Origin of the sequence: Halobacillus sp. K22, from assembly GCF_052246795.1 — a bacterium.
GTDB lineage: Bacteria > Bacillota > Bacilli > Bacillales > Halobacillaceae > Halobacillus.
On the sequence record NZ_JBQQCN010000009.1, the window covers coordinates 16294 to 39241 of the forward strand.

The following is a 22948-nucleotide window of genomic DNA, read 5'->3' on the forward strand; positions in this document are numbered from 1 at the left end:
ATGCCATGGGCTGTCCGTAAAATTGCCTGCTTTACGTACATAAAGGAGTGGTATTCCCAAACCTTATTTATCATGGATCGACTGTTATTTTTTTGTATTTATATGAAAGCGCTTTACAGAAGTTCTGAATAATAGAGGAGGCTGTAATGATGGGAACCAATAATCGTGCGGTGGCTTACACAGGTAATGGCGGAGTAACGGTAAAGGACATTGATTTTCCGGAATTAGTTTTAAGGGACGGACCAGGAGTAAATCCTCGAAATGTTGGGAGAAAGTGTGAACATGGGGTAATTTTAAAAATAGTGTCTACCAACATTTGCGGAAGTGATCAGCACATGGTACGTGGGAGAACCACAGCACCTGAAGGATTGGTCCTTGGACATGAGATCACCGGGGAAGTCATTGAGACAGGACGGGACGTAGAGTTTGTAAATAAAGGCGATCTGGTTTCGGTGCCATTTAATATAGCGTGTGGACGGTGTAGAAATTGTATCGAAGGAGATACACATATTTGCCTGAACGTAAACCCTGATCGACCTGGTTCCGCATATGGATACGTAGATATGGGAGGATGGGTCGGCGGCCAGGCCGAATATGTTATGGTCCCGTACGCAGATTTTCAAGTATTAAAATTCCCGGATAAGGATCAGGCTATGGAAAAAATGCTTGATTTAACTATGCTTTCTGATATATTTCCAACAGGTTTTCATGGAGCTTACACAGCCGGAGTGAAAATGGGATCAACGGTTTATATTGCTGGCGCTGGACCTGTAGGGCTTGCAGCGGCACATTCAGCACAACTGCTGGGAGCCTCTGTAGTTATTGTTGGGGATCTTATTGAGGAAAGGTTAAAACAAGCGGAAAGTTTTGGGTGTGAAACGATCAATATTAGCAAGCATGATAATATATCTGAACAAATTGAGCAGATTCTGGGAGTGCCTGAAGTTGATGCAGCAGTGGACTGTGTTGGCTTTGAAGCTCATGGCCATAATCATCAGGAGGCTCCTGCTACAGTGCTCAATTCCATTATGGAAGCGACGCGTGCTGGTGGCGGCTTAGGTATTCCGGGCCTCTATGTCACAGAGGATCCGGGGGCTTCCGATGAGGATGCCAGACGAGGTGCCTTAAAACTCGATTTTGGTCTGGGGTGGGCGAAAGCTCAAACCTTTGTAACAGGGCAGACCCCCGTGATGCGTTACCATAGAGGGCTAATGCACTCCATATTAAAAGGTAAAGCGGATATAGCTAAAGCTGTAAATGCAACTGTAATTGGACTCGAAGATGCACCGCGCGGATATGACGAGTTTGACAATGGAGTAGCTAAGAAATTTGTGTTGGATCCCCATGGACTGCTAAAAAGCTAAAGGGATGATAAAACGCAGCCGGCTGGCTGCGTTTTTAATTTTGACGAAAACGTGCATAGCAGGCTCTTTTCAATTATTAAATTATGCGGTACGATACTCTATAATCTTTAGCGTTGTGATAGAATGACACTGCAACGGATGAAAGTGATAAAGTGATGTGGAAGGAGTGGTTGAATGAGCACTGGAATGGGCTCTGGACTATGGAAAGACTGGAGGCTTCATGTTCTTGTATTAATAACTGTGTTAGTAACGGAAGCAATCGGCACGTACAGTTTTACTATTGGCCCGGGTGTGGTTCTACTGCTGCCGATGCTGTATGCGTTAATTATTGGTCTGATCTTGTATTTTACTCCTATTGTGAAGGAAAGGCAGTCTAAGAACGCTGAGCCGATTATCGTTCTCGGTGTAGCCCTTCTTTTGGCTAAGATTGGCGTTATCATTGGTCCGTCCCTGCCTCAGCTGATTGAAGCAGGTCCAGCTTTATTACTGCAGGAGTTAGGGAACCTGGGTACGATTCTTCTCGCTTTACCTGTAGCCGTATGGCTTGGATTAAAACGTGAGTCGATTGGAATGACGCACTCTGTAGCAAGGGAACCAAACGTAGGACTGATTATGGACAAGTACGGCATCAGTTCAGCTGAAGGTCAGGGTGTCATGGCGGTTTACATTTTCGGGACGGTTTTTGGAGCGGTATTTATGGGGCTGATTTCTGGCTTTCTGGCTACAGTGACTCCGCTTCATCCTCTTTCTTTTGCAATGGCCTCCGGAATCGGGAGCGGCAGTATGATGGCAGCAGCAAGCGGGTCGCTCATTGAAGCTTTTCCTGATTTAGAAAACCAGATTGTAGCATTTGCGGGAGCAAGTAATCTATTGTCTCTATCGACAGGACTTTATATTAGTATTTTTATAGGGCTGCCCCTGACTGAAAAGCTGTATAGCGTCATGACTAGAAATCAGAAAGGGTAAAGGAGGAAGCTTGCCATGTTAAAAAATATTCAGGAATGGTCTTTATTATTAATTATTTTTGGCGTAACGTCATTGCTTGGCAACTGGCTTGGATATGACATTATGCCTCTGGCTGCAGCCCCAGGCATGCTTGTTCTGGTGCTTGTCTGTCTGGCAGGATTTATCCTGCACAGGCTTCTCCCCATTGAATTCCCTAGTGTCGCCTACATAGCGATTATCGGTGTACTCATTTCCATGCCATGGATGCCTGGCTCGGATTATATTGTTGCCTGGACGAATGAAGTTCAACTGCTGGCTCTTACCACACCTATACTTGCCTACGCGGGAATCGCGATCGGCCGGTCATGGACAGATTTTGTGCGACTGGGCTGGAGAACTATCGTAGTTGCCAGCCTTGTACTGCTTGGTACTTTTCTTGGATCTGCGTTAATTTCTGAGTTGATTTTAAGTCTTCAAGGTATTATTTAAGAGGGTAATTTAATTATTCTTTAGAATGACACGTTACTGGTCCGAAGATTACGGTCCTTAGAAAATAAAGATAGAATTGTTATGGTTATGAAAGAAGGAAAGTTAAATAAAAATACATTGGAAGGCGAGTGATCGTGTGAGTTCGGAATGGGATTTACATCAAGAACTGATCAAGGATTACGATCATCATAATGATTATAATGGCGTAAGCGGAGAACGTTTGGCCAGGCGCCTGCATCTACTGTCTGAGATCGGATTAACAGATGATGGAGGAAGCATGCGCATTGGCTTCTCTCAAGAAGAAAAACAGGCTAAAGATCTGGCCATCGAGTGGATGAAGGAAGCGGGGCTTGCGATATCTAAGGACGGAGCTGGGAATATATTCGGTCGTTTAGAAGGTAAAGATCCTGAGAAATCCGCCGTTTTAAGTGGTTCACACCTGGATAGTGTACCTAACGGCGGCCACTTTGACGGACCCCTTGGAGTACTTTCAGCTCTTGAGGTTGTTGAGGCGTGGAAAGCAAATGGTTATCAGCCTGACGCCCCTTACGAAGTGGTTATCTTTTCAGATGAAGAAGGAGCGCGCTTCAATAGTGGTCTCACAGGGAGCCGTGCCATGACAGGGACAGCTGATATTGAACTGCAAGGAGAACTTAAGGATCAGGATGGGAAAAGCTTTGAGGAAGTTATGAATGGAATTGGATTGTCTACTGACACTTTTGCCAAGGCTGTTCGGAACTTGGAAGAGATAGAGACGTTTGTTGAAGTCCATATTGAACAGGGAAAGAGACTTGAGCAGAATAATCTGCCGGTCGGCATCGTGGAAGGCGTTGCTGGTCCGAGTTGGCTTGAATTTGAGTTCATCGGAACAGCTGGACATGCGGGCAATACGCCTATGACGGAGCGTCAAGATGCGTTAGTGGCCGCTGGAGAATTCATTCGGAATGTCCACGGCTTTCCACGGGAGTTCAGTGATTCTGCTGTAGCAACGGTAGGGAAGCTGAATGTATATCCGAACGGAATTAATGTAATCCCTGGAAAAGTTGCTTTAAATGTCGATGTTCGTGATATTTACGAAGAAACTAGAAATCAATTGATCGAACGAATTGAGAAAGAAGCGGCAAGGATATCCGAAGAGTTTGGGGTAGAATACCGCTTTCGTCAGACTTTGAAAGTGAATCCTGTTCCGATTCCTGATCACTTAAAGAAAAAGCTGAGGCAGGCTTTGAAGGAGCACGGTATTGAGCCGATGGAACTGCCAAGTGGAGCCGGGCACGATGCATTAATCGTTGGTCACTATCTGCCTGTCGCTATGCTGTTTGTTAATAGTAAAGACGGCGTCAGTCATAATCCCGACGAATGGTCTTCGCTGAATGATTGTGTTCAGGGAGTTCATGTGTTGAAATCGTATATCGAATCATTTTCTTAATCATGTAAACTATGGAAGTTCCCTGAGGGGGACTTCCATTTTTAAAATACAAAATAAAAGCCCCCGTTGGTTGAATCATATACTTTTATTTTTTAACAATCGGTATATAAATGTCAAAGTGCGGATCATTTGGGTCACGATCAACAGGATAATACTCATGTTTGATGGGCATATAAGGATCGTAGTAATCTACACCAGCTTCTCTAAATGCGGTATATTCACTATCCATCAGCCATTGTTGTAAATCCGCATATGTCTTTTGTACATCTTTTCCTTTGTGATGGGTAGTCTTTACATACGTCCATTCAGGAATCCGTATTTCAATCATCCCATCAGGAATCTCCTGCTTCTCACTCACTTCGTAGACAGCGTAATGTACAAACCCATTTTCGATTACATGATAAGATAGCCCTAATTGAACCATGGGATTCACCTTATACTCTAACTCATTTGCTCGCTCTTCACTTTGTTTAATGACGTTTTTTAAATCCGGTATGATTTCAGAAAATGTTCCCTCCCATTTTAATCCTACTGCCCTGTAGGCTGGTAAAGTTAAAATTTCATAACTCACCTTACTCCCTCCCAAATCCATATAGTTTCATAGAATACATTCGCTATCTATGTATGAAACACCTTCTCCAAATGTATTTATACAATAATGTCATCGCGACTTCATTTCTTTAGTGGTGATGGCTCTCTAACACTTGAAAACAGGTGAGGTATTATTCTGTGTTTAACACGATTGCGAATTCAGTTGGTACAAGCAACAGGGAAATTTAATAGAAACAACAATAATAATTTAAACTAAAGTAGATTCAAAATATAGGACAAAAATTCCAATTGATAGGTTGGGATTCCTACGTTATCGTCAGAATTTTGATATAATATCTACTATTAAGATGGAATTTGTCCTATTTTGTCTAGAAGGAGGCAGCTATTGATGAAGTGGCTTAAGGTAATCATTTTTTCCCTTGCATTCATAGGTCTTGCAGGCTGTTCTGAACAGCCGAGTCCGGAAGAAACATTCAAGGCGTATATGGCAGCTTGGGAAAATCAAGAATATGGAACAATGTACGGACTGCTGGGAGAGAATTCAAAAGAGAAGATGAGCGAAGCAGAGTTTACAGAGAGGTACGAAGAAATTTATAAAGATATTAATATGAGTGACTTAGCAGTTACATATAGTCTGCCTGAAGAAGAACAGGAGTATGACCAGGAAGAAGCTCAAACGTTTGCCTATGAGGCAAGCATGGAATCCATGGCTGGAACGATTAATTTTTCGCATGAAGCTGAACTTGTATTTGAAGAAGATGATGATAATGTGTCGTGGGCGATAAAATGGAATCCTTCCATGATCTTTGCTGGAATGGAAGAAGGAGATACGGTTTATCCAGAAACTCTCTCTCCTGAACGCGGAGAGATCGTCGACCAGAATGGAGAAGGACTTGCGGTAAATGGCACCATTCAAGAAGTGGGGCTCGTTCCTGCAAGAATGGAAGGCGAAGAAGAGAAAGCCAAAGAAGGCTTGGCAGAGATCTTGAACGTCTCGGTGGAAAGCATTGATCAGAAGCTAAATCAGTCCTGGGTGCAGGCTGACTCCTATGTACCCATAGGGGCGGTTGCCGATGATGATGAAAGAATTGCTGCGATTAAAGAATTAGCCGGCACGCAGTTTAATGAAATTGATGATGCCCGTGTATATCCTCTGGGCAAAGCTGCCGCTCACCTGACTGGTTACGTGGATGATATCACAGCGGAACAGCTGAAGGAGCGGGAAGGTGAAGGCTATACTTCAAACGATCAGATTGGACAAACGGGACTGGAAAGAGTGAAGGAGCAACAACTGAGAGGTACACCGGGCGGGAAAGTTTCGATATTAAATGAAAATAACGAGGTAAAAGAGGTACTCGCTGAACGGCCTGCTGCAGATGGTGAGGATGTTACTCTTACTATCCAGACCGATGTGCAGACGGCGGTGTACGATCAACTGAAAGGAGACTCCGGTTCTGCTACCGCGATTAACCCTTCCACCGGAGAGGTGAAGGCCCTTGTGAGTGCTCCCTCCTATGACCCCAACCAATTTGTCTTAGGTATGAGCCAGGAGCGTAGAAAAGAGTTGACGGAAAACCCGGATCGTCCTTTTGTAAATAAATTTACTAAAACCTATTCTCCGGGCTCGACGTTTAAACCGATTACGGCATCGATCGGTCTTGAAGCAGGAGCAATTAATCCAGTAACAGAAATGTCGATCCCTGAGAGAACTTATAGCGAGGAAGGCTGGGGCGGATATTCGGTGACGAGGGTTCCAGGAGCTAATGAAGAGAAGCAGGTGAATCTGCGTGATGCGCTTATACGTTCAGATAATATTTATTTTGCGCGTTCTATTCTAGATATCGGCGGTGAAACCTTTTTAAAGCAAGCGAAGGATTTTGGTTTTGGAGAAGACATCCCGTTAGCCTATCCAATAAGTTCTTCACAGATTCTGAATGAAGAATCGTTTGGAAACAATGAACCGCTGCTTGCAGATACAGGATATGGCCAGGGGGAAGTTCAAATGAGCACCCTGCATTTGGCTATGACTTACACTCCGTTTATAAATGAAGGTACGATACTAAAGCCCGTTCTAATGAAGAATGAAGAGAATAGTCAGGCCTGGCATGAAAATATCATGAGTCCGGAAACGGCATCTACCGTACGCGAATCCCTGCAAGCAGTAGTGGAAAATGAAAACGGTACAGGGTACGAGCCGCAGGTGGAAGGGCTTGAACTCGCAGGAAAAACCGGAACGGCCGAGTTAAAACAATCTCTTGATCAGGAAAATGCTCAGGAGAACGGATGGTTTATTGCGTGGGATACCGAGAATCCTGATTTGTTGGTTTCTATGATGATAGAGGACGTCGAGGGCGGCAGCCACTACGTCGTTCCAAAAGTGAAAAATGTATTTAAGGAAATGCGCTAATTTCGGCTGTTTTTTACCTAAGATTCCCTCAAGCTTCAATGTTGAGGGGATCTTTTTTTATTATTAAGAAGCTAGCCAGCAATTAGTCATCGCCGCCACCTGAATCCCCGCCTATTTCAAATTCACCATCCATATCGAAGGAGTCTCCTCCATGAGAAGAAGGGTAGTATTTAGCATTCGGGTTTCCCAGTACCTGGTTTTTTTCTTTGTTCATATGTACGAACGAATCGTAATACAGAGAAACCGATTCCTCCTAATAAAGTGGTCATAATCAGTAAGTCAATTTGAATAAACAAGGAGATGATGAGAGAGATTATGGCTGTAATCAATAAGAGAATCTCTATAATTTTCATAGATTCAATCCTTCCAATCTATCTGCTATCAAACATACGATTAGTAAGTAATTTTGTTTCAGAATTTACAAGTTGTTTAAGGGAAACATTAAATAATTTACGTTCATTAGCTAAAGTGAAGAGAAAAATGTGGTAAATTTATAGTATAGAAAGAAAAAGGCACTGCAGGTCTTTTTACCTTTTTTATGAAATAATAAGGCCTTGAAGTGTATATTACAATGGAGGGCTGGATATGTGGTTATCCAATGCGGATAAGGAACTGCGTGAGGAAGAATGGAATACCACTCTTATGGATTTGGAAAATGACCGGTTTGTTGGTCGCGGTAGAGAACTGCAGCATTTTCGTGACTTTATTGAAAGCAGTAAGGAAACTAAACGAATATTACACATTTATGGGATGGGCGGAATTGGTAAAACCTTCTTGATCCGCGCATTTCAACGGCTGGCAGAATCTCTGGATGGAATGGTTTTCCTGGTGTTAGACAGTGAGGATTTTACTCAGTCCCCTTCAATGCTGGCCGAGCAATTGTTAATTCTATTAGATTCCAAGTTGTCCCTGGAGGTCTCGAGCCAATCTCATGAAACCCCTCTAAACCAGTGCTTGCATGTGTTGAATGAATTTTCTAAAAATCATCGGATTATAATAGCTGTAGATACTTATGAAAAGATAGGTTCACTCGATCGCTGGTTCCGTGAAGTATTTCTCAGATCTCTCCCTCAATCGATTTCGATTATCCTTGCCGGCCGCCATCCGCTCACAGAAGGATGGATGGAGTCACCAGCCTGGCGCTCCCTCATAACACAAATAAAATTAACAGCCTTCACTTATGATCAAACTCGTCTGTATTTGACTAAGGCAGGGGTAACGAAACATTCGGAGATCCAGGACTATTGGCATTTTACGAGTGGGCACCCGCTTACCTTATCACTATCGGCTATGGCCTACGGCAATAAAGAAGAAACAACTCATCATCCCCATAAAAAACAAGAAATTCTCACCTATCTCACCTCTAAATGGCTGAGTGAAGTGAACGACCCAGAGCTTCAGCGCCTGTTAGAAGCTGCCGCCGTGCTGCGTCACTTTGACCAAGCTACCCTTAATTTCATTTTAGATGAAAGAACGACCACCACCGCTTTTACTAGACTCACTTCACTTTCCTTTATTAATCGAACCAATCATGGATGGGGGATCCATGAAATTATCAGATCAGCTATTATATTAAATATTCAGGAGCGGACCCCTGAACACTATCAGTCTTTAAAAAGGCGGAGTGCTTCCTATTATCTCCAGCAAATTAATCGAAATCAGAGTTCTACCTGGGAGATTGCCGAATATTTTTACCATCTTGGTGAAGAGGTGATCCGATCTGCATTTTTTCAGGAAACAGACCAGAAGAAAAAGTATATTGAACATGTTGGGGCTCATAACTTTAAAGAAGTAGAAGAATACTTCAAGAAAAGAAACCGCTACGAACAGGACAGTGTAGCTAATTACTATAACCGGGAGACAGACACCACCCACCACTACTATGTTTCCGCTGAGCATAATAAGAAGGAAAATGATCTGATTGGACCGGAGTATGTAAGAAAACTGGGATTCAATGTAAGCCGGCTCGTAAAGGATGAGGATGGAGAGACGATTGGACTTTCGATTATAGTTCCAATCAATAAGAAAACCATCAAACACTTAAAAAAAGAACCTGTTTCGCGTGCTTATTTCAGGCAGTTATCCAAGGAAGAGGAAGAAGAATACTGTGTAAGTGAAGATTCTTATTCGGGGTGGTTTATTCGAATGCTGGACTGTTTAAATCCGGAAGATAGCCATACACGCTCTTTTCTATTGTACAACTTATTTCCGCTTTTATTGTCCGGGGGCAGAATCATCACTTCTACCCCCATCCCTTTCTTTCAGCAATTAACTCAGGCCTTCGGGTTCGAAAAGCTGCCGGATGCCACTCATTATGATTTTGGCCCTGATCAGCCTTCGCCAACATTTCTGCTTGATGTCAGAGGCCCGCGTTTAATTCAGTATTTAAAACAATTTTCTCAGACCGTTTCTCATGAGAAAGCTCACGTGCTTCATGTGGCTGACCGTCACCGTTTAACGAAACGGGAAAAAGAAATTCTTCTTGGTATTCACGAAGAACTTTCTAATAAAGCCATAGCTGAGCAGCTTCATATTACTGAAATTACAGTTAAAAAACATGTCGGCAGTATTTTGAAAAAGTTTCAGGTTAAAAACCGGACCCAGCTTATGAAAAGAATTATGGAAATGTCTCCTTATCTTTAATGTTTACAACGCTCTGGATTAATGAGATTCCGGAGGCTTGATAATTGTATATTTTCCTATAACAGGAAGGGGTTTTTCTTCCCCTTTAGAGGCATTGATAATTCCCATGATCAAAAGAGCTAGGATTAAGAGGTTTCCAATAGGGAGAATGATAAGCCAGCCGAGGATAGGGACCACGGTTCCCACTGTATTAACGGCTAAAAGCAACAGAAACAAAAGAAAACCCTGGTTTCCATGATACATGGCAAATCTTGATTCTTTAGCGGCTAGAAGGGGGAGGAAAAACACAAGATAAGCCAGGATAGCAATGACCTTATTGTCTTCCACGTCCTTTGCAAATCCGCTGTTATTTTTTACGTTTTGCGAATCCATCATTTCGCCCGCCTTTCAGTTTAATGTAAGTACCGTACTTTTAAAGTAATACGAATGTGAACCAAAAGGAATTATACTTAGGTATAATTTTTTCAGCTGATCCATAGAAACTATACTGGAGTATAATTACTCTTCCTTTCTCTGCCTGGTATGCTGAATGGGAAACAGACCGACTGGTAAATGCAATTAAAAGGAGGGCGTTTTATGAGGGTGTCGTTACTCATCCGTTTTATTTCCATCGCCATGATGTTTATGGTGGTACTCGCTGGATGCGGCGGTTCGGACAGTACAAATGAGCAGGAAAGCAATGATCAAGCCGTAGAAGAAGCCAGTGGTGAAGGTATGGATGAAGAAAACAGTACGGAGGAAGTAAGTGAAGTGTCAGCCACCGACACGGACACCAGTGAAAGCGAAGGTACGGAAACCGAAGCCGAGTGGGATGTAAGCAAACTCCAGCAAATCGAAGGGTTTACAGATATCATGGATAAATTCTCACTTATATCCTATTCCTTTGATTCACCTGGCAGCAGTTTAAAGATTACCATGCAAAGAATTGGCGAAGAAGAAGTGAATGGGGAATTGGCCAACCATATTAAAGTCAACATGGAAGAAGACGGCGGCTCAGGAGAAGTAATAGAGCTGTGGGTAACCAGTGCAGGTGAAACGAAACGCATGGTTGCCGGAGGAGAAAAGATGGAAGGCGAAGTGCTTCAAATGGCGGGGCAGTCTTATGTAATGATGCTCTTAATGCCGTTTAACCTGACAGATCGCACGGAGGTTACGGATATCCTGCAAAACCAGACCCAGTATCCGGGGGTAAAGGTCTCGAAACTCGGCAAGGATCAGAAGACAATTGGCGAGGTTAAAATGAAGACTTACACATATGAAGTGACAAGTGAAGGAGAAAAATCAACCTGGGAAGTCGGTGATTTAGGAGACTATCAAGTTATGACCAGCTGGAAGGTACAACAGGATCAGGGAGAAGCCAGTTTTCAGATTTCAGATTTGGAACTGCGTAAATAAAGAAAATGATCTCCAGAGATGGTGTTAAACCTTCTGAAGAGCTTTTCATGACTGCGAGGTTTCTCAGTGCAGAATTAAAACCGTTCGTACTCTTTAATGCAATGGCTCTGTTAAAGTTTATTCTTGGTTATTCATAAGAGACTTATTACACTATCGGACCGCTTACTGTAAGACTCAGTTTCGAGATATTTTATGAGAAGAAAGGTCCTGTGGGGGACAATTCGCTTTCCGTGGGCATGTGGTAAGCTTCAGCTTCGCATTCCGGGATCTTACCGATCATGTTCATCTCACAGGAGTCTTCATCGTCCCCCTCCGGACCTTGCCAAATCAGCAACTCGAAACCACTTAAGATATCTTCTTGATCCACAAAATGAGCATGTGAATATGAGGCTATTTTCATGCTATAAAGATCTGGAATAGCCTGTCATAGAAGCATTTAAGGCCAGTTAAGAAGGCGAGGATTCTCTCTTCTGGAAGGGTCCGTTATTCTCCCGTGGCTGGGGTGGTGGGGAAATGGCGAGACTCCCATGGGAGAAGGGACTAGGTGAGATCCCGCAGGGAGTGAAACGAGCGAGGAAGCTCACCGTTCCCCCATAGGAAAGTGTTCAAATGTGCAATCGCCCCGAAAGACACGACCAGCATAAGCCGATCATCAAAAGGATGGTGGTTTTTCCGTCCGTTGATGAACGGCTTATGTCTCGAGTGTCTGGGTGATGGAACAAGACGAGTTATTTCCCCACCAACTCTTTTCCATCTAGAGTAACGGGACCATTTATCTCGAAATCAAGCCTTCAAGTAATAGGAGCTTTACCTTTAAATCAACACGGAAGTTTAACAGAACTTAATATAATAAAAACAATATTGTATGAGAAAGAGACTTCCTTCATCAAAAAAGGAAGTCTCTTTTTTTAAGAGCACAAAGACTTATAATTTTAGAATTTAATGAAATCCAATAATAGGTGTTCATATTTTATATAGAAATACGGTGAAAAACGTCCCCGTAACTATTTAAGCCCTTTTTATCAAATTTATATAATTTTTTAAAAATAGTTCTAATAGACTAGATCCCTTGTGTATCAAGGGGTTTCCATTACGTTTTTTTAAAAAACAGAGGATAAGGACTTATGTGGACCTTTGTTAAAGCAATCGACCTAAAAATTACCATTCAGTACGTGTCATCACCTCATTGCTTAATAAACCGCTATTGAGCGGCTTTGACTTATTTACGATCCTTTATTAGTGTCTAATTGTGCACTTGCCAGAACTTTCAGAAAAAATAAGTTTCTTGAGGTGATTTTATTCCAACAACTACAAAGGAAGTAAAAAAATATCAATTTTGTAAACCAGAAAAATCAGATGGAGCAGAAGTGTATGAAATGATTGAGAACATTCCCATTCTTGACTTGAATTCCTCATACAGCTACCTGCTGTGGTGTGAATTTTTCAGCGATACCTCAGTAGTAGTGAAGGATGATGGGGACACGGTTGGGTTTATTTCAGGATTTATCCACCCGGCTTCACCAGATACCTTATTTATTTGGCAGGTAGCGGTAGCTGAAACCGAGCGGGGGCAAGGACTCGCAACAAGGATGATTGATCATATCGTAGATCGTCACGAAGATGTTAGATATATAGAAGCGACAGTTTCCCCTTCAAACAAACCTTCCCAAAAATTATTTAAGGGTTTTGCCAAGAAGAAAGAAGTTCCTTGTGACATCAGTGTTTGTTTTGAGGAAGACGATTTCCCAGGGGAGGACCATGAGCAAGAGAACACATTCAAAATCGGACCACTAAAAAACTAGGAGGACCTACTCTTAATGACTAATTCTAACCAAAACATGGACATGAGTATTTTTGAAAATCTTGAATCAGAAGTTCGCAGTTACAGCCGCAGTTTTCCGACTACTTTTGAAAAAGCCAAGGGCTATCAAATGTGGGACGGGAATGGCAATACCTACATTGACTTTTTCGCGGGTGCAGGGGCCCTGAACTACGGCCATAACGACGATGCTATGCAGCAAAAGCTGATTGAATATATACAAAGTGATGGATTGCTTCACAGTCTTGATATGGCAACAAATGCCCGGGCTGAATTTCTGAAAAAGTTTAACGAAGTTATTCTTGAGCCTAGAAACATGAGTTATAAAATTATGTTTCCTGGTCCTACAGGAACCAATACCGTTGAAAGTGCGCTTAAAATTGCTAGAAAAGTAACCGGCCGTGAAAAGGTGGTTACGTTTACGAATGCATTCCATGGTATGACGATCGGTGCACTTTCTGTTACAGGAAACTCCTTTAAACGTCACGGAGCTGGAATTCCACTAACCTACAGCATGGCGATGCCATACGATGATTACATGGATGGATATGATTCCCTGGATTACCTCGAAAAAATGATTCAGGACGGCGGAAGCGGTATTGATCTTCCAGCTGCTATTATCCTGGAAACCGTTCAGGGAGAAGGCGGAATCAATGCAGCAAGCTTTGAGTGGCTGAAAAAAGTAGAAGAACTATGCCACCGTCTCGATATTATGCTGATTGTAGATGATGTGCAGGCAGGATGTGGGCGCACAGGTACATTCTTCAGTTTTGAAAAAGCAGGAATTTCACCAGATGTAGTGTGCCTGTCCAAGTCGATCAGTGGAAGCGGACTGCCTATGGCCATTACCTTGATCAAGCCTGAGTATGACCAGTGGGGACCAGGTGAACACAATGGTACATTCCGTGGGAACAATCTGGCCTTTGTTACAGCAGCAGAGGCGCTGAATTATTGGAAAACGAATGACTTCAGCGAATCTATTGAAGAGAAGAGTGAACTTTTCCAAAAACGCCTGCATCAGTTCGTGAAGGATTATCCTGAGCTGGAAGGTGAGGTTCGCGGGCGTGGATTAATGCTCGGAATTGCCAGTAAGAAGGAAGGATTGGCGGAGCAAATTGCCGGTGAAGCCTTTAAGAAAGGTCTAATTATTGAAACATCAGGACCGGACGATGAAGTTCTTAAGATGCTACCTCCTTTAGTAATCGACAAAGAAGGTATCTCTAAAGGTTTAGATATTATTGAAGAAAGCATAAAAGCCGTGCTAGGCAAGGAGGAAGCAAAAGTATGAATGTAGTAAAACTCGAAGATCTAATCGGAACAGAACGCGAAGTAAAAGATGATAACTGGAAAAGCAGAAGATTTCTTCTGAAGGATGATAATGTTGGTTTCAGCCTTCATGATACGGTTCTTTATGCGGGTACAGAAACGTATATCTGGTATAAGAATCACATTGAAGCGGTGTACTGCATTGAAGGGGAAGCCGAGATCGAAACATTGAAAGACGGGAAGAAGTATCAGATAAAACCTGGAACGATGTATTGCCTGGATGGGCATGAGAAACATTATTTGCGTGCGAAAACGGATTTCCGAGTTGTTTGTGTATTCAATCCTGCGCTGGTGGGAAATGAAGTACATGATGAAGAAGGCGTTTATCGCCTGCCGGAAGAAAGTAAATAAAACAAAGAGCGCTTGGAAGTTATTTTTACTTCCAAGCGCTCTTTTTTATGGGATTCATACTATTTTCATTAAGAGCAAACTGGTTCACCAATTTTATCCTTGAGCAGATCGTATTCACTTTCCAAGTTTTGCAGGGGCATATTTAAAAGATTGTCTCGTTTATATTTGTAATTACGGGTTTGACTTAATTGCCCGATAAGATAGTTCCTGCGCTTTATCACGGCATCTCGAAGTCTGGACATTGATGATTCCTCCTCTTATTAACTAAATTAATTTAAAATCACTAAATCTATAAACTCTCTAAGATATATCAACAAAATAAAACCTCTTCCAAGTGAGAAGAGGTTGTAAGTTCGGCGTCCTCTCCTTATCTTTCAGACAATTGCCTGCTGGAATGAGCACCTTCTATGACTTAATAGAGGTTGCTGCGGGATCAAAAGACCAGTTTCCTCCCCCGGCTCGTTATAAGGAATTCGGTTTTAAAGTCTACAATTACCTATACCACATAACAGAATCTGTTAATCATATTTTTGAAAAAGAACACCAGCCAATATGCGAAAGATGCCGAATTTATACGATTTATAATGAATAACTTCGAAATAGAATAATGATCACGAATATTTAGCAAATCATATCCAGAATTTATGCAATAAGTGTTGTATTTTCCGAAAATTTAAAATAATATAAAACTAAACATACTAACCAGTAGGTATGTTATTTGTCCATCTTTTTAAAATAACAAAGATTGGGGATAGTGATATGCATTTGCGATTAACGGAAGAACAAGAAATGGTTAAAAAGACCATTCGTAAATTTGTAGAAAAGGAATTAATTCCTTTAGAGAATGATGTGCTCCGCAACGAGCGGGAAGGAAAGCCAAGCCTGCCCGAAGGTAAAATGAAAGAGCTTCAGATGAAGGCGAAAGAAGCTGGATTTTGGGGAATCAATACGCCGGAGGAATATGGCGGCGCTGATCTTGGACAGATGATGCTTGCCATTGTACAGATGGAAGTAGCGAGGACATTCGTTCCTTTCCAGTTTGGAGGTTCAGCTGACAATATTTTGTACTATGGCAATGAGGAGCAGAAGCAGAAGTACCTGATCCCTACCATTAATGACGAGTTAAAATCCTGCTTTGCGATGACAGAGCCCGGAGCAGGGTCTGATACGCGTAATATCCGTATGACTGCTGTGAAAGACGGAAATGAGTGGGTATTAAATGGGGAGAAAACATTTATCACCGGCGGAAATGAAGCGGACTTTGTAATGGTCATTGCGGTCACCGACAAGGAACTTCACCAATCGTCAGCTGGAAGAGAAGGGGTTACCTGCTTTATTGCAGACCGTTCGATGGGATGGAAGTCTGAATACATCCATACGATGGGTGAATGGGGGCCGGCAGCGCTCGTCTTCGATAACGTGCGGGTACCGGAAGAAAATATTTTAGGTGAGATAAACCGTGGGTATGAACTTGGACTTGAATGGATCGGTTTTGCCCGGTGGGTTGTTGGAGCAAGGGCTGTGGGAGCAGCAGAACGGTTATTAAATATGGCGATTGATTATGCCAATGAGCGCGAGACTTTCGGAAAGCCGATTGGGACTCGACAGGCCATTCAGTGGCAGATTGCTGATTCAGCAGTAGAAATCGAAGCAGCCAAATGGCTCGTATTGAATGCAGCGTTCACACTCGATAACGGAGAAGATAACCGTCACTACGCTTCAATGGCAAAGCTGTACGGCGCAACCATGGGGAACAACGTCGTAGACCGCGTACTTCAAATTCACGGAGGTATGGGCTACACAAGAGAACTTCCGATCGAACGCTGGTACCGTGAAGCGAGGTTATGGAGGATTTATGACGGTACAGACGAAATCCAGCGATTAATTATTTCCAGGAATCTATTAAAAGGTCATGTGAAAATCGGCTAGATAACTAAGGGAGGATAATGGATATGGGAACTCAGTTTGAAGGAAGAACCGCATTTGTAACCGGAGGAAGCCGTGGAATCGGGAAAGGAATTGCCCGTCGTTTTGCAGAGGAAGGAGCAAATGTAGCGGTTATTGATGTGAATGAAGAAGCTTTACAGGAAGTAGAGAGTGAATTTAAGGAAGCAGGTTTTGATATTTATTGCAAGACAGCTAACGTTGTAGACTTCAGTCAAGTCGAAGCGGCGGTCCAGGAGGTACATGAGAAATTCGGATCAGTTGATATTCTGGTGAATAATGCCGGGGTCATTCGGGACAACATGCTGTTCAAAATGTCGGATTCCGATTGGGATACGGTGATGGACGTCCATTTAAAAGGGTCGTTTAACGCAGCACGGGCCGTGCAAAAATATATGGTTGAAAATAAGTATGGACGGATCATCAATATTTCTTCGACGTCGGCACTCGGGAATCGCGGACAGGCGAACTATGCAACAGCAAAAGCCGGTTTGCAGGGCTTCACCAAAACTCTTGCGATTGAGTTAGGCAAATTCGGAATTACGGCAAATGCTGTAGCTCCCGGGTTTATCGAGACCGAAATGACGAAGGAAACTGCTGCTCGTATCGGTATTTCATTCGAGGACCTTGTACAGGCAAGCGTGGAGAAAATCCCGGCAGGACGGAGCGGGAAACCAGAGGATATCGCGAACGCTGTTGCTTTTTATGCTGAGGAGCGTTCGTCGTTTGTAAACGGCCAGGTTATTTATGTTGCCGGCGGTCCTAAAGACTAATAGGGGAGGAGGAAACTGACTATGTTTGAGCACACGATTGGCAAAAGGTCCGAAAAAGTAAAAAACAGAGTAGAGCGGGGCGCCGTGAAAAAGTTTGCGGAAGCTATCGGGGACTTGCATCCGATTTATACGGATGAAGAAAATTATTCCCGGAATATAGCGCCGCCGACGTTTCCGAGAGTATTTGACTACGGAGACATTGAAGAGTTGAACCTGCCGAATAAAGGATTGATTCACGGTGAACAAAACTATCATTACGAGCGTCCGCTTTTTGTAGAGGAAGAAATACTTTGCTACGCCGAAGTAGAAGATTACTATGAACGCAGCGGTAAAAGCGGAAATATGGGATTTTTAAAAGTGAAAAGGTACGGCGAAGATCCGGAAGGCAGACTTATTTTTTCAGAAGAACAGGTGGTTATTATTACGGAAGCGGTTCGAAAGGAGATGAAGGTATGACTGGATTGAAAGACTTGCAAGTGGGCGAGTCGCTGGAAGAGATTACACTCCCTCCTGTATCCAGGCTTGACCTTATTAAATATGCGGGTGCTTCAGGAGACTATAATCCGATTCATACGATTGATGAGGAAGCTGAGAAGGCTGGGCTGCCTGGAATTATTGCTCATGGAATGTGGACAATGGGAAATTTAGCGAAGCTGATTTCTCCGTATTTTGAAGAAGGATTTATTCAGGACTACTCCATTCGCTTCAAAGGGATGGTTTTCCTGAACGATGTTATTACTCTGCACGCAGTTCTTGATGAACAAAGTGAAGAAGAGCTGACGTTCTCCGTCCGTGCAGCCAATCAGGATGGTAAGGATGTCATCAAAGGAAATGTTGTGTTTTGTAAGCGTTCTATCACAGCAGCTACATAAAACGGGGTAACGGAGGGACAATTTCATGGATTTTGAGTACTCAAATAAAGTGAAAAATCTTCAGGAAAAACTTAATGCATTTATGGATGACTATATTTATCCCAATGAAGCGGTTTATGAGGACCAGTTGAACCAGAAAGACCGCTTTGCTGAGGTGCCGCCGATTATGGAGGAGCTGAAAGAAAAGGCTAAGGAATCAGGGTTGTGGAATTTGTTTTTACCGGACAGTGAACTCGGAGCGGGTCTATCCAACTTAGAGTACGCTCCTCTCTGCGAAATTATGGGACGATCGAGCATCGCGCCGGAAGCCTTCAACTGTGCTGCTCCAGACACGGGAAACATGGAAGTGCTAGAACGATATGGAACGAAGGAGCAGAAGGAACAGTGGCTGCGACCTTTATTGGATGGAGAAATCCGCTCCTGCTTTTCCATGACGGAGCCGGACGCCGCCTCCTCTGATGCGACTAATATTCAAACGAGTATAGAACGAGTCGGGGATGAATACGTAATCAATGGAACGAAATGGTGGTCATCTGGAGCGGGAGATCCTCGCTGCAAGATCAGTATCGTTATGGGAAAGAACGACCCGGATGCTCCTAAGTATGATCAACAGTCGATGATACTGGTTCCTCTTGATACCCGGGGAGTGACGATAAAACGGACGCTTCCGGTGTTTGGCTACGATCATGCCCCGCACGGACACGCGGAGATTGAGTTTTCAGATGTTCGAGTTCCTGCTTCCAATTTGATTTGGGGAGAAGGGAAAGGATTTGCTATTGCTCAAGGAAGACTGGGTCCCGGAAGAATTCATCACTGTATGAGAACAATTGGCGCGGCGGAACGAGCACTGGAAGAAATGTGTGAACGGGTACAGGAGCGCGAAACGTTTGGTAAAAAGCTTGCGGATCAGGGAGTGATTCGTGAATGGATTGCGGACTCGAGGATCGAGATTGAACAGGCAAGACTACTTACATTAAAAGCAGCACATATGATGGATACGGTCGGAAACAAAGAAGCGAAGGCAGAGATTGCGATGATAAAAGTGGTCGCTCCGAATATGGCACTGAAAGTCATTGACCGAGCCATTCAGGCGTTTGGCGCTGCAGGCGTCAGCCAGGATACGATTCTGGCATCGCAGTGGGCAAATATCCGGACGCTGCGATTGGCAGACGGACCCGATGAAGTTCACCGCCGCGCGGTTGCTAAATATGAACTTAAGAAAACGCAGGATCGGAGTGGCGAATATGCACGCTAAACAGCTATTTGATCTTACCGATAAGGTGGCAATTGTGACCGGAGGCGGGCGGGGCCTTGGTAAACAGATCGCCGAGGGTTTTGCGGAATCCGGAGCCCATGTGGTGGTTTGCTCACGAAAGCTTGATGCGTGCGAAGAGGTGAGCAGCCAGTTAAAAGAGCTTGGCGTAGATTCTCTTGCTTTTGAATGTGATGTAACCAATCCTGATAGTATGCAGAGGGTCGTGGACGAAACCGTCAACCATTTTGGACGCATTGATATATTAGTGAATAATAGCGGCGCAACCTGGGGAGCCCCGGCCGAGGATATGCCGCTTGAAGCCTGGCAGAAAGTGTTCAACGTAAATGTGACCGGTACTTTTCTCATGTCGCAAATGGCAGGGAAAGTTATGCTTGAACAGGGGTCCGGCAAAATCATTAACATATCGTCTGTGGCCGGCTTGAAGGGCTCGGATCCAAAATATATGGACACGATCGGCTATAACTCCAGTAAAGGAGCTGTTCTCACCTTCACCAAGGATCTGGCGGTGAAGTGGGGACCGCGAGGCATTTGTGTGAATGCTATTGCTCCAGGGTTTTTCCCGACAAAAATGTCCAAAGTACTTATGGAAAGAGGCGGGGATGCCTTTCTTGAAGGCACACCTTTACGGAAGTTTGGCAGTGAGGATGATTTAAAAGGAGCGGCTATTTTCTTAAGTTCAGCGGCTTCTGATCATATTACAGGTGACGTCATCATCGTTGATGGCGGCACACATGCAATGTAAAAAAAGCTCTGTTAAGTGTTGATTTTTCATGAAAAGACTTATTAAGCAATAGGGCCGTTTACTGTAAGACTCAGTTTCAAGGTATTTTGTGGAGAAAGGGGCTACAGGGAACGACTCGCTTTCCGCGGCCCTGCACGAAGCAACGTCGATCGACCCTACGTCGTGTAGGGCCACAGGAAAGCTAGTTATTTCCCAACCAACCCTTTTCCATCTAAAGCACCGGACCTATTTATCTTGAAACTGAGTCTTCCACAAACGGGAGCTTAACTTTAAAATCATCTCGGAACTTTAAGAGAGACAAAAAATAGAGGAGTGAAATTATGACAGAACGTGATGCGGTAATTGTATCTGCAGTACGAACAGCGATAGGCAAGCAGGGAGGGACATTGGCAAGAGTACCAGCTCATGTCCTTGGAGCAGAAGTAATTAAAGAAGCAGTCAAACGAGCCGGTGTGGATGTGGATATGATCGAAGATGTGATTATGGGCAACGTATTAAGCGGTGGCGGCAACGTGGCGCGTCTATCGGCTTTACAGTCTGGTTTGTCTATTAACCTTCCTGGTTTAACGGTAGACAGGCAATGCGGATCTGGACTTAATGCCATTTATCTTGCTGCCCAGGCCATTCGCGCAGGCAGTGGAGATGTGTATGTGGCCGGTGGCACGGAGAGTATGAGTCAGGCGCCTTACTTGATGGAGCGCCCTGAAAAAGCATTCAGCCCTGTTCCTCCAAAGTTTAAGAAATCACAGCTTGCACCAAAAGAAATTGGCGATCCTCCTATGGGAATTACGGCTGAAAATCTGGCAGAGAAATACAAGATTCCAAGAGAAGATCAGGATCAATTCGCTCAACAGAGCCAGCAGAGAATGGGGATGGCAATAGAGGAAGGACGGTTTGAGGAACAGATCGTACCGCTTGAGATTCCGATTCGAAAAGGAGCTCCGATGGAATTTAAAGTAGATGAGCATCCTAGACCGGATTCTACTGTAGAAGGTATGGCCAAATTGCGTCCGGCTTTTCTTGAAGGAGGAACCGTAACAGCTGGAAACAGCTCAGGTTTAAATGATGCTGCTTCGGCGTTGATGGTTATGTCGAGAGCAAAAGCAGAAGAATCAGGGATAACTCCGTTAGCCACCGTGAAAGCTTGTGCTGTGGCAGGGGTAGACCCAAATATCATGGGTATCGGTCCTGTGCCTGCCACCCAGAAAGTGTTGGAGCAGGCGGGTCTTGGTTTGGAAGAAATGGACATTATCGAGATTAACGAAGCATTTGCTGCGCAGGTACTGGCTTGTAATGAAGAAATGAAGATGGATCTTGAGAAAGTGAATGTCAACGGAGGGGCGATTGCTCACGGCCACCCTCTTGGAGCGACGGGGGCCATTCTTGCTACTAAAGCCATTTATGAACTGAAGCGCAGGGACGGCCGGTATGCTCTGGTTACAGCTTGCATCGGCGGAGGTCAAGGAATTGCGATGATTCTAGAACGTGGATGAAATCCATCGTTTTCGCGTGATTTAGGAATGTTATAATAACGTATCATCCCTAAACGAGAGGACAATGCAGTGATGAAAGAGAAAATGATTGATGTAAGCATCCATCTATTTGACAAAAAAGGCTTCACAGAAACGTCGATTCAGGAAATAGTGGACGAACTGGGAGTAACCAAAGGTACATTTTATTATTACTTTACCAATAAACAGGAATTGTTAACGACGATTCACTTGAATTTCATTGAATTTCTACTTAAAAAGCAGGACGAAATTCTTCAGAACGAAGCAAAGGATTCAAGGGAAAAGCTGCGCGCAATGATTTACATGGTCATACAAAGTATTAACGAGCGGAAAAAAAGCGCAAGGATCTTTTTCCGTGAAATGCGCAATCTTGGACCGAAGTACCTGGAGCAGAACGTTGAAAAAAGAGATCAGTTCCGCAAGAATCTGCAGAAACTTGTGGAAGAAGGCATTCATAAAGGAGAATTTCAAGAAGGTCTTCACGCCGACATGGTTACGCGTGGAATTCTTGGAATGACAAACTGGAGTTACTACTGGTATAACCCCGAGGGAGATGTATCAGCGGAAGAGCTGACTGACATTTATGTAGAGATATTGTTAAATGGCATAAATAAGAGCGATTAACGGATCGCTTCCCTTTTAAGAGGGGTTTATCTCCAGAATACTAACCGGTCAGAATGGGAGGGTGAGAATTGAATCATGAAATACGAGTTAGGGTCAGATTTTGTGAAACGGACATGGCAGGGCACGTGAACAATACGAGCTATTTCATTTATTTGGAGGAAGCACGAGGGAAATTTTTTCAAGAAGTTATGCCAGATGACCTCGGCTCCGCGGGACAATTCATTTTGGCTTCCACGAAGTGCGATTTTGTCAGTCAGGCCTATTTTGGTCAGGAATTAAAAGTGTCTTCCGGAGTGTCTCATATTGGAAACAGCAGCTTCAGTTTTACTCACAGTATTGAGGCTGCTGATACGGGAGAACGGATTGCAGAATCAGAAGCCGTAGTTGTTCATTTTAATTATGATGCGCAGAAAAGTGAAGCTATCCCTCGCCGCTTACGTGATGCACTAGAAAGTCACCTCGTCCCGAATTTATAAGGGAGAAAGG

General features: G+C 43.7%; 23 protein-coding genes and 1 riboswitch. Of the genes, 19 read left to right on the forward strand and 4 right to left on the reverse strand.

Annotation, left to right across the window (positions count from 1 at the left end; genetic code table 11):
• Nucleotides 1–146 precede the first annotated feature (146 nt).
• From fdhA to ACTWPM_RS08465, 4 genes are all read left to right on the forward strand, one after another.
• Nucleotides 147–1364, forward strand: a complete 1218-nt coding sequence (gene fdhA, locus ACTWPM_RS08450) for a formaldehyde dehydrogenase, glutathione-independent (RefSeq protein ID WP_443132623.1) — start codon at nt 147–149, stop codon at nt 1362–1364.
• Nucleotides 1365–1538: 174 nt separating this feature from the next.
• Entirely contained in the window at nt 1539–2330 is a 792-nt protein-coding gene (locus ACTWPM_RS08455; protein WP_443132624.1) for a DUF3100 domain-containing protein, read from the forward strand.
• Nucleotides 2331–2345: 15 nt separating this feature from the next.
• Nucleotides 2346–2798 (forward strand): hypothetical protein, encoded by a 453-nt coding sequence (locus tag ACTWPM_RS08460; protein ID WP_443132625.1) that lies wholly within the window; start codon nt 2346–2348, stop codon nt 2796–2798.
• Between the two features lie 136 nt (nt 2799–2934).
• Entirely contained in the window at nt 2935–4227 is a 1293-nt protein-coding gene (locus ACTWPM_RS08465) for a M20 family metallo-hydrolase (RefSeq protein WP_443132626.1), read from the forward strand.
• An 85-nt stretch (nt 4228–4312) separates the two neighbouring features.
• Here ACTWPM_RS08465 and ACTWPM_RS08470 read toward each other — a convergent pair whose 3' ends face one another.
• The gene (locus tag ACTWPM_RS08470) at nt 4313–4798 is read right to left on the reverse strand and encodes a GyrI-like domain-containing protein (RefSeq protein ID WP_443132627.1); all 486 of its coding nucleotides are present in this window, start codon (nt 4796–4798) and stop codon (nt 4313–4315) included.
• 369 nt (nt 4799–5167) lie between these two features.
• Here ACTWPM_RS08470 and ACTWPM_RS08475 point away from each other — a divergent pair, with 369 nt between their 5' ends.
• A complete protein-coding gene (locus ACTWPM_RS08475) occupies nt 5168–7186 on the forward strand; it encodes a penicillin-binding transpeptidase domain-containing protein (protein WP_443132628.1) in 2019 nt (672 codons plus the stop codon).
• Between the two features lie 170 nt (nt 7187–7356).
• Here ACTWPM_RS08475 and ACTWPM_RS08480 read toward each other — a convergent pair whose 3' ends face one another.
• Nucleotides 7357–7539, reverse strand: a complete 183-nt coding sequence (locus ACTWPM_RS08480; RefSeq protein ID WP_443132629.1) for a hypothetical protein — start codon at nt 7537–7539, stop codon at nt 7357–7359.
• Nucleotides 7540–7771: 232 nt separating this feature from the next.
• On the opposite strand from ACTWPM_RS08480, the gene ACTWPM_RS08485 reads away from it, so the two are divergent.
• Nucleotides 7772–9829, forward strand: a complete 2058-nt coding sequence (locus tag ACTWPM_RS08485) for a LuxR C-terminal-related transcriptional regulator (RefSeq protein ID WP_443132630.1) — start codon at nt 7772–7774, stop codon at nt 9827–9829.
• Between the two features lie 18 nt (nt 9830–9847).
• On the opposite strand, the gene ACTWPM_RS08490 is transcribed toward ACTWPM_RS08485, so the two are convergent.
• On the reverse strand, nt 9848–10204 hold the full coding sequence (locus ACTWPM_RS08490) for a DUF4870 domain-containing protein (RefSeq protein WP_443132631.1): 357 nt from the start codon (nt 10202–10204) through the stop codon (nt 9848–9850).
• A 201-nt stretch (nt 10205–10405) separates the two neighbouring features.
• Between ACTWPM_RS08490 and ACTWPM_RS08495 the strand changes: the two genes are divergently transcribed.
• The 4 genes from ACTWPM_RS08495 to ACTWPM_RS08510 all read left to right on the forward strand — a co-directional run bounded on the left by ACTWPM_RS08495 (nt 10406) and on the right by ACTWPM_RS08510 (nt 14720).
• Nucleotides 10406–11224, forward strand: coding sequence for a hypothetical protein (locus ACTWPM_RS08495; RefSeq protein WP_443132632.1), 819 nt, complete (start codon nt 10406–10408; stop codon nt 11222–11224).
• Between the two features lie 1298 nt (nt 11225–12522).
• Nucleotides 12523–13026, forward strand: a complete 504-nt coding sequence (gene ectA / locus ACTWPM_RS08500) for a diaminobutyrate acetyltransferase (RefSeq protein WP_443132723.1) — start codon at nt 12523–12525, stop codon at nt 13024–13026.
• 15 nt (nt 13027–13041) lie between these two features.
• Nucleotides 13042–14331, forward strand: a complete 1290-nt coding sequence (gene ectB / locus ACTWPM_RS08505) for a diaminobutyrate--2-oxoglutarate transaminase (RefSeq protein ID WP_443132633.1) — start codon at nt 13042–13044, stop codon at nt 14329–14331.
• The gene (locus ACTWPM_RS08510; RefSeq protein WP_443132634.1) at nt 14328–14720 is read left to right on the forward strand and encodes an ectoine synthase; all 393 of its coding nucleotides are present in this window, start codon (nt 14328–14330) and stop codon (nt 14718–14720) included. Before ectB ends, ACTWPM_RS08510 begins: the two co-directional genes overlap by 4 nt.
• 68 nt (nt 14721–14788) lie before the next feature.
• Here the strand turns inward: ACTWPM_RS08510 and ACTWPM_RS08515 are convergent, their stop codons facing one another.
• Nucleotides 14789–14962, reverse strand: coding sequence for a hypothetical protein (locus ACTWPM_RS08515; RefSeq protein ID WP_443132635.1), 174 nt, complete (start codon nt 14960–14962; stop codon nt 14789–14791).
• A 122-nt stretch (nt 14963–15084) separates the two neighbouring features.
• Nucleotides 15085–15191, reverse strand: a riboswitch (SAM riboswitch).
• Nucleotides 15192–15479: 288 nt separating this feature from the next.
• On the opposite strand from ACTWPM_RS08515, the gene ACTWPM_RS08520 reads away from it, so the two are divergent.
• The 9 genes from ACTWPM_RS08520 to ACTWPM_RS08560 all read left to right on the forward strand — a co-directional run bounded on the left by ACTWPM_RS08520 (nt 15480) and on the right by ACTWPM_RS08560 (nt 22938).
• Nucleotides 15480–16649 (forward strand): acyl-CoA dehydrogenase family protein, encoded by a 1170-nt coding sequence (locus ACTWPM_RS08520; RefSeq protein WP_443132636.1) that lies wholly within the window; start codon nt 15480–15482, stop codon nt 16647–16649.
• Between the two features lie 23 nt (nt 16650–16672).
• Complete coding sequence (locus ACTWPM_RS08525; protein ID WP_443132637.1) at nt 16673–17437, forward strand: beta-ketoacyl-ACP reductase; 765 nt, start codon at nt 16673–16675, stop codon at nt 17435–17437.
• A 21-nt stretch (nt 17438–17458) separates the two neighbouring features.
• Complete coding sequence (locus ACTWPM_RS08530) at nt 17459–17893, forward strand: MaoC family dehydratase N-terminal domain-containing protein (RefSeq protein ID WP_443132638.1); 435 nt, start codon at nt 17459–17461, stop codon at nt 17891–17893.
• Complete coding sequence (locus ACTWPM_RS08535) at nt 17890–18309, forward strand: MaoC/PaaZ C-terminal domain-containing protein (protein ID WP_443132639.1); 420 nt, start codon at nt 17890–17892, stop codon at nt 18307–18309. Before ACTWPM_RS08530 ends, ACTWPM_RS08535 begins: the two co-directional genes overlap by 4 nt.
• A 25-nt stretch (nt 18310–18334) precedes the next feature.
• The gene (locus ACTWPM_RS08540) at nt 18335–19564 is read left to right on the forward strand and encodes an acyl-CoA dehydrogenase (protein ID WP_443132640.1); all 1230 of its coding nucleotides are present in this window, start codon (nt 18335–18337) and stop codon (nt 19562–19564) included.
• On the forward strand, nt 19554–20327 hold the full coding sequence (locus tag ACTWPM_RS08545; RefSeq protein ID WP_443132641.1) for an SDR family oxidoreductase: 774 nt from the start codon (nt 19554–19556) through the stop codon (nt 20325–20327). Before ACTWPM_RS08540 ends, ACTWPM_RS08545 begins: the two co-directional genes overlap by 11 nt.
• Nucleotides 20328–20647: 320 nt before the next feature.
• Complete coding sequence (locus ACTWPM_RS08550; protein ID WP_443132642.1) at nt 20648–21820, forward strand: thiolase family protein; 1173 nt, start codon at nt 20648–20650, stop codon at nt 21818–21820.
• Between the two features lie 72 nt (nt 21821–21892).
• Nucleotides 21893–22462 (forward strand): TetR/AcrR family transcriptional regulator, encoded by a 570-nt coding sequence (locus ACTWPM_RS08555; protein WP_443132724.1) that lies wholly within the window; start codon nt 21893–21895, stop codon nt 22460–22462.
• 68 nt (nt 22463–22530) lie between these two features.
• Nucleotides 22531–22938, forward strand: coding sequence for an acyl-CoA thioesterase (locus ACTWPM_RS08560; RefSeq protein WP_443132643.1), 408 nt, complete (start codon nt 22531–22533; stop codon nt 22936–22938).
• Nucleotides 22939–22948: the final 10 nt, after the last annotated feature.

Bases quoted from the DNA above. Each gene is read 5' to 3' on its own strand.
- ACTWPM_RS08555 (WP_443132724.1), top strand. From the start codon at position 21,893: ATGAAAGAGAAAATGATTGATGTAAGCATCCATCTATTTGACAAAAAA.
- ACTWPM_RS08455 (WP_443132624.1), top strand. From the start codon at position 1,539: ATGAGCACTGGAATGGGCTCTGGACTATGGAAAGACTGGAGGCTTCAT.
- ACTWPM_RS08530 (WP_443132638.1), top strand. From the start codon at position 17,459: ATGTTTGAGCACACGATTGGCAAAAGGTCCGAAAAAGTAAAAAACAGA.
- ACTWPM_RS08460 (WP_443132625.1), top strand. From the start codon at position 2,346: ATGTTAAAAAATATTCAGGAATGGTCTTTATTATTAATTATTTTTGGC.
- fdhA (WP_443132623.1), top strand. From the start codon at position 147: ATGATGGGAACCAATAATCGTGCGGTGGCTTACACAGGTAATGGCGGA.
- ACTWPM_RS08550 (WP_443132642.1), top strand. From the start codon at position 20,648: ATGACAGAACGTGATGCGGTAATTGTATCTGCAGTACGAACAGCGATA.
- ectB (WP_443132633.1), top strand. From the start codon at position 13,042: ATGACTAATTCTAACCAAAACATGGACATGAGTATTTTTGAAAATCTT.
- ACTWPM_RS08490 (WP_443132631.1), bottom strand. From the start codon at position 10,204: ATGATGGATTCGCAAAACGTAAAAAATAACAGCGGATTTGCAAAGGAC.
- ACTWPM_RS08545 (WP_443132641.1), top strand. From the start codon at position 19,554: ATGCACGCTAAACAGCTATTTGATCTTACCGATAAGGTGGCAATTGTG.
- ACTWPM_RS08515 (WP_443132635.1), bottom strand. From the start codon at position 14,962: ATGTCCAGACTTCGAGATGCCGTGATAAAGCGCAGGAACTATCTTATC.
- ACTWPM_RS08540 (WP_443132640.1), top strand. From the start codon at position 18,335: ATGGATTTTGAGTACTCAAATAAAGTGAAAAATCTTCAGGAAAAACTT.
- ACTWPM_RS08480 (WP_443132629.1), bottom strand. From the start codon at position 7,539: ATGAAAATTATAGAGATTCTCTTATTGATTACAGCCATAATCTCTCTC.
- ACTWPM_RS08475 (WP_443132628.1), top strand. From the start codon at position 5,168: ATGAAGTGGCTTAAGGTAATCATTTTTTCCCTTGCATTCATAGGTCTT.
- ACTWPM_RS08520 (WP_443132636.1), top strand. From the start codon at position 15,480: ATGCATTTGCGATTAACGGAAGAACAAGAAATGGTTAAAAAGACCATT.
- ACTWPM_RS08535 (WP_443132639.1), top strand. From the start codon at position 17,890: ATGACTGGATTGAAAGACTTGCAAGTGGGCGAGTCGCTGGAAGAGATT.
- ACTWPM_RS08510 (WP_443132634.1), top strand. From the start codon at position 14,328: ATGAATGTAGTAAAACTCGAAGATCTAATCGGAACAGAACGCGAAGTA.
- ACTWPM_RS08525 (WP_443132637.1), top strand. From the start codon at position 16,673: ATGGGAACTCAGTTTGAAGGAAGAACCGCATTTGTAACCGGAGGAAGC.
- ACTWPM_RS08495 (WP_443132632.1), top strand. From the start codon at position 10,406: ATGAGGGTGTCGTTACTCATCCGTTTTATTTCCATCGCCATGATGTTT.
- ACTWPM_RS08485 (WP_443132630.1), top strand. From the start codon at position 7,772: ATGTGGTTATCCAATGCGGATAAGGAACTGCGTGAGGAAGAATGGAAT.